Source organism: Paenibacillus sp. Root444D2, from assembly GCF_001426375.1.
Taxonomy (GTDB): domain Bacteria; phylum Bacillota; class Bacilli; order Paenibacillales; family NBRC-103111; genus Paenibacillus_E.
Window position 1 is genome coordinate 95,026 of sequence record NZ_LMEO01000050.1, and the last position, 15,989, is coordinate 111,014.

General features: G+C 43.0%; 15 protein-coding genes. 8 read left to right on the forward strand and 7 right to left on the reverse strand.

Going from position 1 to position 15,989, the window contains the following annotated elements:
* Positions 1–329: 329 nt before the first annotated feature.
* Both yidD and ASD40_RS28075 read right to left on the reverse strand, forming a co-directional pair.
* Positions 330–578 carry a membrane protein insertion efficiency factor YidD gene (gene yidD / locus ASD40_RS36725; RefSeq protein WP_082562511.1) on the reverse strand — a complete coding sequence of 83 codons (249 nt, stop codon included), beginning with the start codon at positions 576–578 and terminating at the stop codon, positions 330–332.
* Between the two features lie 91 nt (positions 579–669).
* Positions 670–1,359 (reverse strand): transposase, encoded by a 690-nt coding sequence (locus ASD40_RS28075; protein WP_057306445.1) that lies wholly within the window; start codon positions 1,357–1,359, stop codon positions 670–672.
* Positions 1,360–1,719: 360 nt separating this feature from the next.
* On the opposite strand from ASD40_RS28075, the gene ASD40_RS37535 reads away from it, so the two are divergent.
* On the forward strand, positions 1,720–1,893 hold the full coding sequence (locus tag ASD40_RS37535) for a hypothetical protein (RefSeq protein WP_156390221.1): 174 nt from the start codon (positions 1,720–1,722) through the stop codon (positions 1,891–1,893).
* Positions 1,894–2,274: 381 nt separating this feature from the next.
* The gene (locus ASD40_RS37540; RefSeq protein WP_156390222.1) at positions 2,275–2,448 is read left to right on the forward strand and encodes a hypothetical protein; all 174 of its coding nucleotides are present in this window, start codon (positions 2,275–2,277) and stop codon (positions 2,446–2,448) included.
* 350 nt (positions 2,449–2,798) lie between these two features.
* Here ASD40_RS37540 and ASD40_RS28080 read toward each other — a convergent pair whose 3' ends face one another.
* Positions 2,799–4,826: a beta-galactosidase gene (locus ASD40_RS28080; RefSeq protein ID WP_057306446.1), complete on the reverse strand. Its 2,028-nt coding sequence runs from the start codon at positions 4,824–4,826 to the stop codon at positions 2,799–2,801.
* A 124-nt stretch (positions 4,827–4,950) separates the two neighbouring features.
* Between ASD40_RS28080 and ASD40_RS28085 the strand changes: the two genes are divergently transcribed.
* Together ASD40_RS28085 and ASD40_RS28090 are read left to right on the forward strand one after the other, a co-directional pair.
* Positions 4,951–5,772 (forward strand): AraC family transcriptional regulator, encoded by an 822-nt coding sequence (locus ASD40_RS28085; protein ID WP_057306447.1) that lies wholly within the window; start codon positions 4,951–4,953, stop codon positions 5,770–5,772.
* Positions 5,773–5,824: 52 nt separating this feature from the next.
* The gene (locus ASD40_RS28090; protein ID WP_057306448.1) at positions 5,825–6,469 is read left to right on the forward strand and encodes a DsbA family oxidoreductase; all 645 of its coding nucleotides are present in this window, start codon (positions 5,825–5,827) and stop codon (positions 6,467–6,469) included.
* A 61-nt stretch (positions 6,470–6,530) separates the two neighbouring features.
* On the opposite strand, the gene ASD40_RS28095 is transcribed toward ASD40_RS28090, so the two are convergent.
* On the reverse strand, positions 6,531–7,922 hold the full coding sequence (locus ASD40_RS28095; RefSeq protein WP_082562569.1) for an MFS transporter: 1,392 nt from the start codon (positions 7,920–7,922) through the stop codon (positions 6,531–6,533).
* A 222-nt stretch (positions 7,923–8,144) separates the two neighbouring features.
* Here ASD40_RS28095 and ASD40_RS28100 point away from each other — a divergent pair, with 222 nt between their 5' ends.
* Both ASD40_RS28100 and ASD40_RS28105 read left to right on the forward strand, forming a co-directional pair.
* Complete coding sequence (locus ASD40_RS28100; protein WP_057306449.1) at positions 8,145–10,232, forward strand: LTA synthase family protein; 2,088 nt, start codon at positions 8,145–8,147, stop codon at positions 10,230–10,232.
* A gap of 60 nt (positions 10,233–10,292) precedes the next feature.
* A complete protein-coding gene (locus ASD40_RS28105; protein ID WP_057306450.1) occupies positions 10,293–10,676 on the forward strand; it encodes a YmaF family protein in 384 nt (127 codons plus the stop codon).
* Between the two features lie 77 nt (positions 10,677–10,753).
* Here the strand turns inward: ASD40_RS28105 and ASD40_RS28110 are convergent, their stop codons facing one another.
* Positions 10,754–11,734 carry an aldose 1-epimerase gene (locus tag ASD40_RS28110; RefSeq protein ID WP_057306451.1) on the reverse strand — a complete coding sequence of 327 codons (981 nt, stop codon included), beginning with the start codon at positions 11,732–11,734 and terminating at the stop codon, positions 10,754–10,756.
* An 88-nt stretch (positions 11,735–11,822) separates the two neighbouring features.
* Positions 11,823–12,827 (reverse strand): CPBP family intramembrane glutamic endopeptidase, encoded by a 1,005-nt coding sequence (locus ASD40_RS28115; RefSeq protein WP_057306452.1) that lies wholly within the window; start codon positions 12,825–12,827, stop codon positions 11,823–11,825.
* A gap of 42 nt (positions 12,828–12,869) precedes the next feature.
* On the opposite strand from ASD40_RS28115, the gene ASD40_RS28120 reads away from it, so the two are divergent.
* Entirely contained in the window at positions 12,870–14,228 is a 1,359-nt protein-coding gene (locus tag ASD40_RS28120; RefSeq protein WP_057306453.1) for a sensor histidine kinase, read from the forward strand.
* A gap of 14 nt (positions 14,229–14,242) precedes the next feature.
* The gene (locus ASD40_RS28125) at positions 14,243–14,941 is read left to right on the forward strand and encodes a response regulator transcription factor (protein WP_057306454.1); all 699 of its coding nucleotides are present in this window, start codon (positions 14,243–14,245) and stop codon (positions 14,939–14,941) included.
* Here the strand turns inward: ASD40_RS28125 and ASD40_RS28130 are convergent.
* A complete protein-coding gene (locus ASD40_RS28130) occupies positions 14,938–15,798 on the reverse strand; it encodes a YitT family protein (RefSeq protein ID WP_373462750.1) in 861 nt (286 codons plus the stop codon). The genes ASD40_RS28125 and ASD40_RS28130 overlap by 4 nt on opposite strands.
* Positions 15,799–15,989: the final 191 nt, after the last annotated feature.

Below are 15,989 nucleotides of genomic sequence, written 5' to 3' on the forward strand. Positions count from 1 at the left end.
CCCTCATCCATCTTGGGACGAGAGCTGAACTCACGCGGTACCACCCAGGTTCCCCCGCCTTTCACAAGCTCGGGGCTCAGTAAGTCGATTACGACTTGCCCATTAACGCTGGGACACGAGGCCAGCTTACTCCCTTTTTGCCATTTGCTTCACAAATGCAATAAAGGGCAGCTCGAAGGCCTATTCTCCGGGACCATATTCCAAACCTCATCCTATACCGGCTTTCACCTAACCCGGCTCTCTGTTTATAGGCATCCGTTTGTACTTATCCGTTCATCGAAACCATATATACAACTTAAGGCAAATATATCGAAAAAATGAGCTGCCTGTCAAGCAGACTGATCGTTATGAGATAAATTTTCCGCTCGTGCCGGCACATGATCAACACCACCTGGATGAAAAGGATGGCATTTACAAATTCGTTTCACCGACAACCAGGATCCCTTCAACGCACCGTGAACTTCAATTGCTTCTAATGCATATTGCGAACAAGTGGGATAGAATCGGCAAGTCGGCGGCTTCAACGGAGAAATAAACTTCCGATAGAAATGAATAGGTACTTGTAAAGTTTTTTTCAACCGAGCCCTCTCCCTACTCCATTGTTTTTCAAAACATGCTGCTCATCCATCATGCCTGAAAAAAAGGACAGAGTCAATTCAAGCCTTCGTGCTAAGCTGAGAGTTGAAAACACTTAAGAAAAGTAGGATATAAATAGATCGATGTAAACGTCTTGATCCAATTAATAAACGTAAACCCCGATCTATTCTTATTATTCAAATATCTTTGGTGATTATTAGGCAAACTACTCCGTATCATCAATTTGGAATTTAATCTATTTATTTTGGATTCTAAGAATAAGCGCAGATTCCACTCGTTAGTGGAGTTTTGGTTTAAATCGGTTTGAGGCGTTTCTACATTAGATTCCTGTTCATTATCTGATGGAGTATCAGAGGCTGATCCTCTTACTTTCTGAAACAAATTAAGTCTATTTTCTTTAACCAAATTTGCATAATGAATTTTATGAAGCATCAATTGAGCACTTCTATAATTAATTCCAAGGATATGTGATAAAGAACTCGCCGTATACTCTTTGCCTTCTTGCAATAACAGTTGGATGGCACGGAACCAATGGAGTAATGAGAGCTTGGATTTATGCATAATCGTCCCAGCAGTTATAGAGACCTGCATTCTGCATTCCTTGCACTCTAATAATCTCCGTGTACGGATTCTAAAAGCTTCATTATAATCACAGCGAGGACAACAAAACCCATTAGACCAGCGCAACTTCATTAAGAAATTCTCACATTCCTCTTCTGTTAAAAACGTAAAAGTTTGCACATCGGTAAATTGTAGTTCCATATCCTCACCCCTTACCCGCCTTAGAACTGCTGTTCTCATTTTCATTATACCAAACAAACGTTCTCTTGTGAAGTTCTTTTATTAAAAGAACTCTCATTTTAAAGAGTTGAATTCTGTTATATCTACAACTTGTTGCTTTCTGGCTATTTGAGCTAGCAATATAAACTTGGTAGAAATGAAATTCTGAGACATATACAAAATGCCATAAAAAACTCTTTAACTCTGGAAGCTGATAGCCCCGATAACTCTAATAATTCTACTAGCTTAATAACTTTGCTAACTCTAGTATTCTGGCAGCACTCGAAACTGAGGTAACACCGGTATTCTGCTAATTCAGGTTGTTTAGTAGTAACGATAGAAATGTTGAACCCACTGTTGAGTTGGATGATTCGGCTTGTAGTTGGTGTTGTTGGTGTTGTTGGTGTTGTTGGTGTTGTTGGTGTTGTTGGTGTTGTTGGTGTTGTTGGTGTTGTTGGTGTTGTTGGTGTTGTTGGTGGTGGAGTTAGTATACGGTGTAGTTGGTGTAGGGTGTAGTTGGTGTAGTTGGTGGAGTTGGAGGAGTTGGAGGAGTTGGAGGAGTTGGATACATATTGGAGGAGTTACTTTAAATTTAATATTGTAATCAGATATCAGAACTGATTATCAGTCATTATTAGTTATTATTAGTTATTATTAGTTATTGTTGGTTATTATTGGTTATTGTTGGTTATTGGTACTTGGTTGTTTGTTGTTTGTTGTTTGTTGTTTGTTGTTTGTTGTTTGTTGTTGGCTGTTGCTTGTTGCTTGTTGCTTGTTGGTTGTTGGTTGTTGACTATTGGTTATGGTTATTGATTAATAGTTTATTAGTTATTGATTGATATTGATTGGTTATTGGTAGTTGATTGTTTGGTTGGTGGTATTGGGTGTTGTTGGTTGGTGGTTGGTGGCTGTTGGCTGTTGGCTGTTGGTTGGTGGCTGTTGGCTGTTGGCTGTTGGTTGTTGGTTGTTGGTGGTTGGCTGTTGGTTGGTGGTTGGTGGTTGGTGGTATTGGGTGTTATTGGCTGTTGGCTGTTGGTTGTTGGTTGTTGCTTGTTACTTGTTGCCTGCTAGTTGTTGGTTTTTAGCTGTTGGTTTTAGTTTGTTAGCTTTAGGTTTTTAGCTATTGGTTTTTCGTTTAAATTATTACATTTTCAATCATTGTAGATACCACAGAATTTACGTTTTGTTGGCGAGTAGCCTGGGCTGACTTTTCCTCACAGTATCGCTGAAAGTACCAAAACTACAATATAATTTATTGTCATTTGGCTATCCTGCCCTTTCAAGGTGATTTTACTAAAATTGGCCGCGTCTTTGCCGAGATCGACGAAGTTGCATTGCTGCTATATATAAAATTTCATAAATGGAAAAAACCTCTGTCTTGAGACTGAGGTTTTTTCCCGAGAACTTATAGAAGAATATCATCAGCTTATTGATAGAATGCGAACACCTTTTGCTGAAAGTGTAACGGTGTTGGTTAATGGTTGACTTTCTATTAAATCCGTTCCAATTAAGGTTCCTAAATCTACGTTAACGGGTTGATCATTATGATTTAGAATAAACAAATATGTTTTACTTTCATTGGTTCTTTGTGAAATCTCAACTCCAGGAACTGGGGGAATTAGGGCGGTTATCCCTTTTTCTTTGCACAAATTAGCTAGAAACCCTTGTAAAAAAGATGGCTCAGGACTAGTAGCTACATACCAAGCTTGACCTGCCCCGAATTTATTTACGGTTAGTGCTGGCATTCCTTGATAGAAATCACTTCCATAGACGGCTTTTATCTCGGCTCCTTCTGAATGGATTAAGTCACATAGCAGTCCACATTGGTACTCACCGCTTAGTGCTCCCCATTGTTCTTTAAGCACGATTTGGTTGCTTTGATCTGGGAAAAGCGCATCGATTTCTTCTGCCCATATTCCGAGTACCTCGCGCAATTCACCAGGGTAACCGCCAAGTGTGACGATATCGTTCTCATTGACTATTCCGCTGAAGAATGTCGTCAGGAAGGTTCCTCCTGTGCGGACGAAGTCCTCCACCCGCTTCGCGTAGCCTTTTTTTACCATGTACAGCACAGGTGCAATAACGATGTCATAGTCTGATAGATCTGTGTCTGTTCCTATTAGATCGGCTTGAATATTTTGCTGAAAAAGAGCGTCATAATATTTGTGGACTTCATCCACGTAATTGAGTGCAACGGTCGGTCCACTGGATAGCTCAATGGCCCAGCGATTCTCCCAATCGAAAACGATGGCGACACGTGCGTTGATTCTAGTGTCCAGTAGACTGTCTGAGAGTTTTTGTAATTCAGACCCTAGCTCCGCGCATTCGCGGAACACCCGAGTATGTTCATGGCCAACATGCTCGATGACAGCTCCGTGATATTTTTCGCACGCACCTACTGATCTGCGCAGCTGGAAAAACATTACGGTATCCGCACCATGAGCCACGGCCTGATAACTCCAAAGCTTCATAACTCCGGGTCGTTTGAGTGAATTATAGGGCTGCCAGTTTTGTTGACTCGGGGTTTGTTCCATAAGCATGAATGGCTGTCCTTGCTTCAAGCCGCGCATCAAGTCATGGGTCATGGCCGTAAGACTTATAGGTGTATTTAGGGAAGGGTAATTATCCCAAGAAACAACATCTAAATGCTTGGCCCATTTGAAATAGTCTAATTCTTTATAAAGACCCATTAAATTCGTTGTTATAGGTAGGTCAGGTGTATGTTTTTTAATCGCGCTATACTCTATTTTGTAACAGTCAAGCAAACTATCCGACATAAAACGGCGGTAATCGAGCGAGATTCCTTGGAAGTTGGTATTATCCACTCTCCATTCTTCCGAAAGGGCATTTGGCGGAACAATTTCTTCCCATTCGTAGAAGGTATGACCCCAGAAACCCGTATTCCACACTTTATTCAAGGTTTCGAGTGTTGTATAACGCTCTTGGAGCCAACTTCGGAAGCCGTCCGCGCAATGATCGCAGTAACAATAGCCACCATACTCATTAGAAACGTGCCAGATTAAAATTGCTGGGTGATCCTTGTAGCGTTCAGCAAGCTTTTCTGCAATGCGTTCCGAATATTTTCGATAGGTTGGGCTGTTTGGACAGGAATTGTGTCGTCCTCCGAATTTACGTTTACGCCCCTCGAAATCAACTCGCAATACATCTGGATATTTACGAGCCATCCATGCAGGATGAGCACCTGTACTTGTGGCTAGACATACATAGGTTCCATTCTCATAAAGACGGTCGATAATTTCATCCAGCCATGTAAAGTCGTAGGTATCTTCATTTGGTTGTGAGAGCGCCCACGAAAAAACATTTATGGTCGCAACATCAATCCCTGAAAGATTAAACATCCGTAGATCTTCATTCATTATTTCTTTGTCCCATTGTTCTGGGTTGTAGTCTCCGCCATACCAAATTTTGGGAAGTTGCTTATTTATCATGTTGGCACCTCTTTTTTATTTTGATGATTAGTATAAGAATAAGTACATTGTATTGGATTATTGTCAGGCTTAAAATATAATATTCTTACACCTTATATAATAAAATGGAACAGGATTGTGAAAAATGCATAAAAGATATGAATTAATGCCTTCAACTGCGCAACCGTTTCCATTATTTATTGAAAGCATTGGTCACCATGAGGATCAAGAAAAGTTAGTAAGACCTGAGGGTTTTCCTAGTTACCATTGGCTGCAAACTTATGCTGGTGAAGGGGAATTCATTATGGATGGGAAAAAATTTCGCTTAACAAAAGGTTCAGGGGTATTATTGCTTCCGGGTGTACCTCATTCTTATTGGGCTGTAACTGAACAATGGTGTACGCAATATGTCACATTTGGAGGGACTTGTGCAGATGCCATTCTTCGTTCTTTTGATTTAAGGGAGTCTGCTATTTTTCGTTGGGATGAGGAGGGTCCGCTGCAAGTGGAAATAGGACGAATTATAACCAATATGGATGCAGCACTCGAATATTCGGGGTATGAAGCCTCTGCGGATTTGTATCACTTTCTAATTCAGCTAAAAAAGCATGGACAAATCAATAACCGCGCCTCTATTCGCAATCAGATGGTCCAGCTGCAGCCATTATTGATTTGGCTTGAAAGTCACTACGATAATCCTGATATCGGGCTTGAAGAAATGGCTGATATCCTAAAGATAACACCTAGACACATGAATACACTATTTCAGCATGCCTTTAGGCTATCCCCTTATTCCTATTTAATTATGATGCGTCTTCGTAAATCCAAAGAGATGCTGTTGAACCATCAGAATCAGACCGTTAAGGAAGTGGCTGCGCAGGTAGGGTTCAGAGATACAAGCCACTTTGTGGCGAGTTTTCGCAAGCATGTCGGACTAACACCTGAGCGGTTCAGGCAAATGAATTAGTGTGCTATAATAAAAATATAGTTACTATTATTTCATCAAAGGAGTCTAATCTATGATTATTGAAATATTTCAAGATATTGTTTGCCCATGGTGTCGTATCGGCAAAAAGAATTTGACTGATGCGTTAGCCAATTTTACATCGGAGCCTGTTGAAATCCACTATCGTGCTTACCAACTTGACCCTTCAACCCCTACTGAGGGATCACCCTTCCGTGATGTTATGCTTCAAAAGGTACGAGCGGACGAGGCGAAGCTGAGCGGCATGCTGCAGCAGGTTACACAGGCTGGTCAAGCGTCAGGATTACATTTCGATTTCTCAAAAGTTGAGAAGATGCCAAATACATTAAAGGCGCATCAACTCATCGCTATCGCACTCGAAGATCGCAAAAAAGATCTTGTGGACGTTTTGTTTAAAGCTTACTTTGAAGATGGAAAAGATATTGGGAATGTGGATGTTTTGCTTGATTTCGCTGAGAAACTCGGCATGAATCGGGAACAAACTTCCACTCGTTTAAGTGCAAAGGAAGGGCTACAGCAGGTCGAGGATGATCTTGATTTTGCCAGACAAGCCGGAGTTTCGGGGGTTCCTTTTTTCGTAATCAATCGTAAATATGCACTTACTGGCGCACAGCCATCGGCTACATTCCTGCAAGCCTTACAGCAAATCAGTGAGGAACAATCGGGAGAAGAAGCTTAAAACAAACAGAAACCGACTCTCTCATGATTGAGAATTAGTCGGTTTTTTTAACATCAATGAATTAAACTGTGTATGGTTTTTTCCCAAATATTTGCTTGTAAAATAAAGCACTTATCATCACTACTACGGCAAATACAAGGAGTAGATTGCTATACGGTACAGCTTTTATCGTATTCAAAACCGGATTCTTGTAAAACTCCATCATGCCGCCATCTAACAGCTTGGCAACAAGTGCTGTTCCTACCGCGCCTGAGATAAACGAAATGAGGTTGAACAAACCCATCCCTACCCCCGTCTCATGCACTTCCAACGTCAAGGAAACACGGTTAGCTAAAGCAGTTTGAATAAAGGAAAAACCAACATAAGTGGGAAGCAATGCTGCTGAAATGAGCCAAGGAGAATGACCTACCGTGAGGGCAATAGCCGCGAGACTTACAAACAGAAGCCCCATTCCAATGTACACAACGAAGTTATTTCCTTTCTTATCTGCTAAATTACCGCCGATTGTTCCAAACACAACAGCACAAATGGCACCAGGGAACAGGATGAGACCGATCATACTTGTACTCAAGTCATTGACTGTCGCCAGCATCAAAGGAATAACAAACATAATACCCATCACTGTACAGAAAATGAGAAAACCAACGATCAAACCGCCACGAAGCAGCTTGTTACGGAACAAGGCAGGCTCGATAAATGGCTCTTTTGCTCGGCGAATATGAGCAACGAACCAAATGAATAAGACCACACTCGCGGCCAAATAGTACCAATGAGGGAATGATAAATATACCGTGATACCTGCTACGGAAAATGCAACGAGAACCGCACCAAGAATATCAACACTTCCTTCTTTGCGCTTCTCCTCAGGTAATATCTGTCTGAAGAAAGGAATTGAAATCAGTGTAAATAGTGGAATGATAAAAAGATAAGTCCAATGCAAGGTTGATGAGACAAATCCTCCAACAACGGGACCTACTGCAATAGCAAATGATACCGTAGATGTTAAAATTCCGAATATTTTCCCCCGATCTGAAGGAGAAAAGTATCTAGCCACCACGACCATGATTAATGCCGGTATAGCTGATGCGCCTGCACCTTGAACCGCGCGGGCAAAAATGACGGCCGGATACCAAGCTTGAAAAAGAAAGCCCAGTGCGGAACCTGCACTATAGATGAAGATTCCTGCAACTATTAGCTTTTTCAAGCTAAAAATATCGGATAAGCGGCCATAAATAACTGAGCCTATCCCAAAGAAGATAATAAATGTGGTGAGTACCCAACTCACACCTGTCGGGGTAATCGCGTATTGCTTGGCGATCGCTGGCGTGGAAACGTTAAAAACAGTTTCGTTTAACACCGCGAAAAAAATAAGAAAAATAATCCATGGCACAGCCTTCTTGGCATCTATAACCTTTTCTTGTGTCATGTCTGTTGCCGTAGCAACATGCTGCATGGTTTCCACCTCCATTTTATGTCTCCAGCCATCTTATCATAAGCGTTTCTTATATTGACTGGAAAAAACAATTACAATCAACTAACTGTAATATTTTTCATAACAATTAACTGTAATAATAAATGTTATAGTTAGGACTGTCAAGGGCTATCTTTCATCTTTTTCGATAATATAAGATAATGGACGAATGGAACTGGCTCATATAGAACAGGAGTTATAAGAATGACTAATTTACTTCAAACACTTAAGCATGTACCCTCTCGCATTTTGATTGTTGTTTTACCTTTTCTACTTATGGGCATGGTTGAATACTTAGAAAGAGGCTCTTATGAAGAACTTCATAAATGGGTCATGTCACACCCGCTTTCAATGGTTCTTGCCTACTTTGTTGTCGGTACTATGTATTTGTTCCTAATTGCATTAACAGGTCGAAGTCGGTTATCCTTTTGGATTCTTTGTGCAATCTTGCTTCCTCTAGGAGCAATAAGCGGCAGTAAATTAAAAGCTATTGGAGCGCCATATTATCCTTGGGACCTCGTATTTAATAATCAAATTGTTGAGTACAAAGCATTTTTGCAAGGGTATCTCAATTTTAGAATACTGGGTACTGTCGCCATTTTTCTCACGATAATTGCTTTATTATTTCATTTGATTTTGCTGCATCGACGTATCCGATTCACTTGGATTGAACGTAGTATTTATGCTGTCATTGCCATTATTATGGCGACTAGTCTATATACGGACAAACCTATCCCTTTCATGAATTTATACGGTATTTATACGGTCCCTTGGGACCAAACGATTACCTACGACGAGAATGGATACTTGTATTCCTCTGTACAGATGCTAGGTTTTCTCAAGGTCGCAAAACCTGAGGGATATAGTAAGAAAGCCGTTACCACCATTCTTGAGCAGATTCCTGAGAAAAAACCAGCAAGTGACAAAAAGCCAAACATCATTGTGATGCTCGGAGAATCTTTTTGGGATCCGACGATTATGAAAAATATCTCGTTTAGTCGAGATCCTATCCCGAATTTACATCAGCTGCAGAAATCGTATACCAGCGGTTGGATGTTGTCTCCACAATTCGGAGGCAGCACTGCAAATGTTGAATTTGAAGTCTTATCGGGTAATTCCATGAGATTCTTTGGGAAATCACCCGATAAAATATTGCCCTACATAGAGTATATGAATCATGGTGTGGACTCTTTAGCTAGCATTACGACTAGGCAGGGGTATACCGCCACCTCGATTAACCCGTTCTTCAGCTATTTCTTCGACAGCAGAAAGGTTTATAAGCATTTTGGTTTTTCACGTTTCATAGCTAGTGAGTTTTTCCCAAATGATTTTGAAGGCCCTAACTATGCGGATCGAGCCGTTGCAAAGAAGATTATTGAGGAGACAGAGAAAAGTCAGGGGCCTGATTTTATTTTTGCGAACACGATGGAGAATCATCATCCCTTCAAACCAGGGAAATTCGTCAAAAATACGATTGAGGTTAAAGGAGATATTACACCTGAATCCAAAGGAATTTTGGAAACATACGCCCAGGGTATTTCGGGTACTGACAAAGCGCTTCAGTCCCTAGTGGACTATTACTCAAAAAAATCAGAGCCGACGATCATTCTCTTTTTCGGAGATCATTTACCTTTTTTCGAGGAAAATTATAAGGTTTACCGTGATGCTAAATATGTCCTTCCTGATGATCCAGATTTGTATATTAAGACACACTACACGCCTTTCTTGATTTGGAACAATTTCCTGCCTGCAGATCAAGAAAAAACGGATCTAAAAATGAGCCCTTCCTTTCTAGGCCCTAAGGTTCTTCAAATGGCTGGTGTTCAGGGCAGTTACTACACAGACTATCTCTACGCATTGTCGCAAAAAATTCCTGTCATTCCGCCAAATGAGATGTGGGACAAGTATCAAATCAAAGAAAGTGATCTCTCCGACTATATGCAGCTTCAATACGATAATTTATTCGGAGGTCGTTATGGGTACGAAGCTAAAGGGTTTAAAAACACGATTGTACAACCAGGCTACACCTTGGGGTACGGCGATCCCGTTATAACAAAGGTGAATCAAAGTGAACACAAACTTCAGGTTGTTGGTAAGCCCTTTTACTCCTCCTGCAATGTTTATATTGATGGTTTAGCATTTAAATCCAATTTCGATGGTGAAGATACACTTTATGTCGATCTGTCGGAGAACCCGCCTTTAGATCCTGGGAAGCCTCATCAAGTCGAAGTGCGTATTTATGATGATAAAAAGATGAAGATCGGCCAATCTAACCTTTATCCACTCCCCTAGTCATGACTCCAGCCCCCCTCGAATAGGATGAAGCATATCCTGTAGCCGAGGGGGTTTGTCATGCACCCACGTATCCCACCTGCTCATGTTCATTTCTTTAAAGTTATAACATCAGAAGAATTAAACCATCATCACCTATTACGACTATATACATTTAGTGTAAACGGTACGGCTTATGACAATCACGTACATCAATACCAAGGCATTTCCGGCATCCGGTATGGCCATTACCATGCTTTTTATGGTACGACAGGGCCTGCCATAGCGCTCCAGGATGGCACTCACTTTCATTTACTTGATGGCACTGTCGAGCTGAATGCTTATAACACCTCGCGGGGAGGTGCATTGGTTAAATCAAAACAAATAGAAGGACTTATTCAGGAGCTGCACCGGCACAGTTATGCTGGTTATTCATCCGTTGGTCTTAGTTATGAGCCATGGTGAGCCATTCATGAAATGGAAATAGAAAAAGAGTCAAGTACGAAGGCTGAATATGCCTTCCCTTGACTCTTTTTGGTAAGCTACTGCAAAGGTTCAATATGGATGGACCACTGAAATTTGAATGATTCTCCCGTTGCTAAGCCTTGGGCACCCGAAATTTCAGGTGCAAAGGGCTCGTTGAATACGTTCATGATACTCGTATAAGGTTCAAGCGACACAGCTTCCGCCCATGGCGCTGTGAATAGTACATGAATGGGAAACTTGTCTCCCATGTTGTACACGAGCTTAGTCCCCCGAGCCTCGTACTGAAGCTCGCAGGTTTGCGGGCCCGGCTCGATGCTGAGCATCTGCGAGCCGCCTGGGTAATTCGGCAGCTCCGTGACGAGCATGCCTTGCTTTAGCGCCGCAGTGAGCGGCGAAGGCGCGGGCTCCGCCGCCGCGTAGCCATCCGCGCTGAGCGGCCACTCCGCCGCCGCGGGGATCACCACCCGCACGCGGCCCGCTTCGCCCTTCGCGAACGCGAAGTACGGGTGAAAGCCAAGAGATAGCGGCATCGTTTGGCCGCTATGGTTGGCGATTTCACCGCTGAGCGACAGCGTACCGTCCTTCAGACGGTACGTGAAGCGAAAGCATGCGGCGTGTGGATAATACGCCAGCATGTCCGGATGCTCCGCGAAGTCGAACTCCGCGGAGACATAAGCCCCGCCAGCGGCATCCGCGCCGCTGGCAATGACCTTCCACGGCCGCTCGCGCAGCTCGCCGTGGGCGTGATCCGGCTCCCGATTCGCGGGGAGCCGGTACTCGCGGCCTTCGAAGGAGAAGGCCGCAAGCTTGACGCGCCCCGGCGGGAACAGAATGGGCACGCCGTAGCGCGAAGACTTGACGCGAAGCTCAGCCAAGCTGTCTGGTTTCGCGATGTAGGCATGGTTCCGCACATCGAAGCGGAACAGATGCAATCCGACGGCCGGGATAACTTCGGCCTCAGCCTGTGCATGATGGTCGACTAGGCGCAGGGTCGACTCCCCGTCCCACTCGCTGCTGATAATCTCGTACTGACTCATATTGAATCCTCCTTAGTATTTTACATTGGCAGTTAATTCTTGCGTTTTAAGCTGTAGCATGACGTTCTTAATACTTAAGCATTACTACTTAATTCATTTGCATTTGCGGAGCACGTCTTCGATAGTCTGAGTATATCAAAGCAATCCCAATTACTAGAATGACTGTCGTGACCAAGCTGCCTTCAGCCCCAAAATCCGCTCCCGAAATAAATGAAGCTCCCTGTATCTCGGTCTTTATGAGGGATGACATCGGTGTACCGGAAACTTCGAATCCAAGGATACAACCCTGAAAAAAATTCCAAGACAAGTGCATGCCTATTGGCATCCACAAACCGCCGGAGTACTCCCGACTTAAGGCGAACAATAGGCCTGCTAGAAGTAAATTCAAGATTGGAAGCGGCGAATTCCACATGCCTGGATTAAATGTATGCAAAAAGGCAAATACAACGGTCGAAACCGTTATGCCAGATAAGGTGCCGAACCTTATCTTCACCAGTCCTTGTAAATAGCCGCGTGCAAATAACTCTTCATTAACAGCAACCCCTACAAAGAGTAAAAAACCCCACGTCAGTTCGAGTCCGAGCGTTCCAGTCCATTGCAACGATACGATCTTAATCCCACCCAGCAGCCATATTCCTGCAGTGCTGATTGTAATGAGTAAAGCGCCTGCAGCGAAGCCTTCTCCGAATCTTCTACCAAGCCTATGTGTATGAAGTCCCAGTGTCCAGCCTTTACGTCTTTCGAAAATGGCATAAGAAAGAATAACTCCGCTAATAAAACCAATGATTTGCGCCCATAAAGCTGCCTTTATAAAGAATGGATCTCCAGCAACACCTGCCATACTTAGCTCCTGAGAGGCAGGATGCCTCAGAATCGCTATAACCGCGGCTGCGATTGATAAGAGCACAGTAATCACAACAATGAAAACGAGGGTTAAGAGTACTTTACCCACAATCATCAGAATGGATAAGGACTTTCGCTTCTTTTCCTCGATAAGGTTCCACTCCCTTCTAAACCACTTATTCGCGAATAATCGCCTATTTCCTGCCAACTTGCGAAGGAAAGGAAGCTCTTGTGCAAATGTTGGCTCCATGCCACAATAGAAGTAACATCTGATTTATTTGACGGAGGAAACATGCTTTTTGTTCTATTTGCACTCTGGATCATCGCGTTGGGGCTTGTCATGGTAGATCCAAGATCTAGTACGATGCGCTGGATGAGCGCTATTGCTTTTACCGGCGGCTTTGGCGCCCTTGCTGCCGTTTTGTCCGAAACTTTTATCCCCTATATTCAGCAAACAGTACCCAACCCATCCATTAGTGCTCTTCTTTTTCGTGTCATGGGCATTAGCTCACTGATATCTTACTATGGCCTGCCATATTCATTTGCCATGCTTTCTTTGAGATATAACGCATCCTGGCAGAAATCGGCCATTCTAACGTGGCTGCCAATAGGACTACTTATTCCTCCGATTGCCTGCATCCTATTCACAGCTAGTTATACTGAGGAAATGCCCATTGACTTTCCCATCGTAGCCTCCTGGGTTGTTCCTTATATCTTCATAGGTGCTGTACTTATTGTGATCAAAAGAGAGCGGCTTCCGGCTATGAAGCGGACTCATTTGTTTACTTGCTTAGCCCTCCTTCCGCCTATCCTTTGTGTAGGCATACTTAATTACGTTATGCCAAGCTTCGGTTTTTACCGTATGTGGGTCTATCACGTATGGATTCTTGCTTTCGTTGTGCCTTTTTTCGTATTCACCTTTTTCAAATACGGTTTTCTCGGAATGCGTCTGCTCATCGAACGCCGCAAGCTGGACTCGACCCTCCGCGCCATCACATCGGGAACCGCCATTTTGAACCATTCGATAAAGAACGATGTTGGGAAAATGCGTTTGTTCCTCGAGAAAATGAAACAACATGCTGAGGAAACGAATCAGCCAGAACTAATGCAGGACATCGATGTCGTTATGGGGGCTTCCATGCATATCCGTGACATGATTAGCCGAGTACACGAACAAACACAAGAACTCCCTCTTAGGGAATCTTCAGTCGATTTAGATGAGCTTATTCATAAAGTTCTTCTTCCACTTGGACCTTACCTAAGTAAAATCCAGGTGAACCAGAACATCCCTGAGAACTTAATTCTTCAATTAGATCCTATTCAAATTGCGGAAACGTTAACGAATATACTCATGAATGCGGTAGAAGCCATGCCCAAAGGCGGCGATCTTACAATTAAAGCGTTTCATGCTAAAAAGAACATTATTTTGGAAATAAGAGATAACGGAATAGGGATTGAGAAATCTGTGCTGAAGCAAGTGTTAGAACCGTTTTATACAACCAAAAGCGGCAGTCATAGCAACTTTGGACTCGGACTCGCTTACTGCTACAGTGTCATGAAGAAACATGGAGGGGCTTTGGAGTTAAGCAGTGCGCCAGGGAAAGGCACGAGTGTGTTTCTAACCTTCCCCGGCAACCGGCTAAAGAAATAAAGGGGGCTAACAACTTGGAACCAATTCGTATTTTGATTGTTGAGGATGACCTTGACTGGCTTCGCGGCCTTAAAGCCTATTTAAATCGTCAGCCAGATTTGAGTGTCCTAAGCACTGTATCAACCGTAGAAGAAGCAAGAGAACTATTTGCTAATGCGGAACCAGAAGCTGATGTTGTCCTTATGGATATCATGCTGCAAGATGAGCCCGCGGGCATTGGACTTGCTGAACAAGCGCTCTTATCTTGGGGAGCTAAAGTCATTATGCTTACCTCGATGGAGGAGAAAGATTTCATCTTCCGTTCCTTTCAAGCCGGCGCTATTGACTACCAGATCAAATCCCGATTCGAAGAGCTTCCTTCCATTATTAGAGGCGTACATGCACGTCAGTCTTCCATTAACGCGGCAGTAGCTGAACAGATGAGAGAGGAATTCCGCAGGCTCAAACGGTTAGAGCACCAATTCAAGGTCAAAGAAGTCAGCGATCTAATCACACCTACAGAGCTTCAGGTGCTGGAGATGATTGATCAAGGACATACGCAAACAGAAATTGCTAACCGCTTTTTCATATCCTTACGAACTGTCAAAATTCATGTGGGGCATATTTTAAAGAAACTAGGTAGTCCGAGCAGCAAAGATGCCGCACAGAAAATCAGAGACTTGGGTTTGTTTGAACGAGGAAATAAAACTAACGGAGACGGCAAAGGGGACTAATGGATGTCCCGCTTCTTGAATCGACCGCCTTTGACATCGTGGATATTGCCAACTGCGAGAAACGCTGCAGGATCGAGCTCATCCACGATGGATTTCAACTTCGCTTCCTCCAGCCGCGTAATTACACAGAAGATGACCTTCTTGTTATCTCCCGTGAAGCCGCCTTCCCCTTCGAGATATGTGACACCGCGTCCTAAGCGGTCCAGAATAGCTTCACCTATTTGTCTGAAGCTATCACTGATGATCCACACAGACTTCGACTCATCAAACCCTTCAATGGTTACATCAATCATTTTATAAGCAATAAAATAAGCGATTAGGGAATACATCGCACGATCCCAACTGTAGACAAACCCTGCGCTGCCTAAAATGAATAGGTTGAAAAACATCACAATCTCACCTACGGAGAACGGTATCTTTTTGGACACGAGAATCGCAACAATTTCGGTACCATCGAGTGATCCCCCGAAACGAATAACCATTCCTACCCCAATACCGAGAATAATGCCGCCGAATACGGCTGCAAGCAAAGGGTCATTGGTTAGCTCTTTCACAGGGTGTAGCAGATACGTGCCTGTGGACATGACCAGAATTGAGAAAAGCGTTGATAATGCAAACGTTTTACCTATTAATTTATATCCGATAAACAGGAATGGAAGATTTAATAAGGTCAAAAATATCCCGACTTGAATATTGGTTAGATAAGATAAAATGATGGATATTCCTGTAATGCCCCCGTCAATAATTTTGTTAGGAACTAAGAAAATCTCTAATCCAATTGACATAAGCACAGCACCTAAGAATAAAAACACGCTGCGTCGAAGTAAAGCCTTCTTGGTCATTCTACGATGCTGCATTTGCATTGTTGCTTTTTTCACATATTGAAGTTGTTCCTCCACCATACAATCCCCTCCGTTTCTCTATCTTCTATACATACATTTCTCGACAAAACCACCTTTTTCCTGCAAATTCAGCCTTTCCTTTGATACTTTATTATAAAAAATGTTAGATATAATACCATCGAATATTACCGTCAGCCGTGGTATAA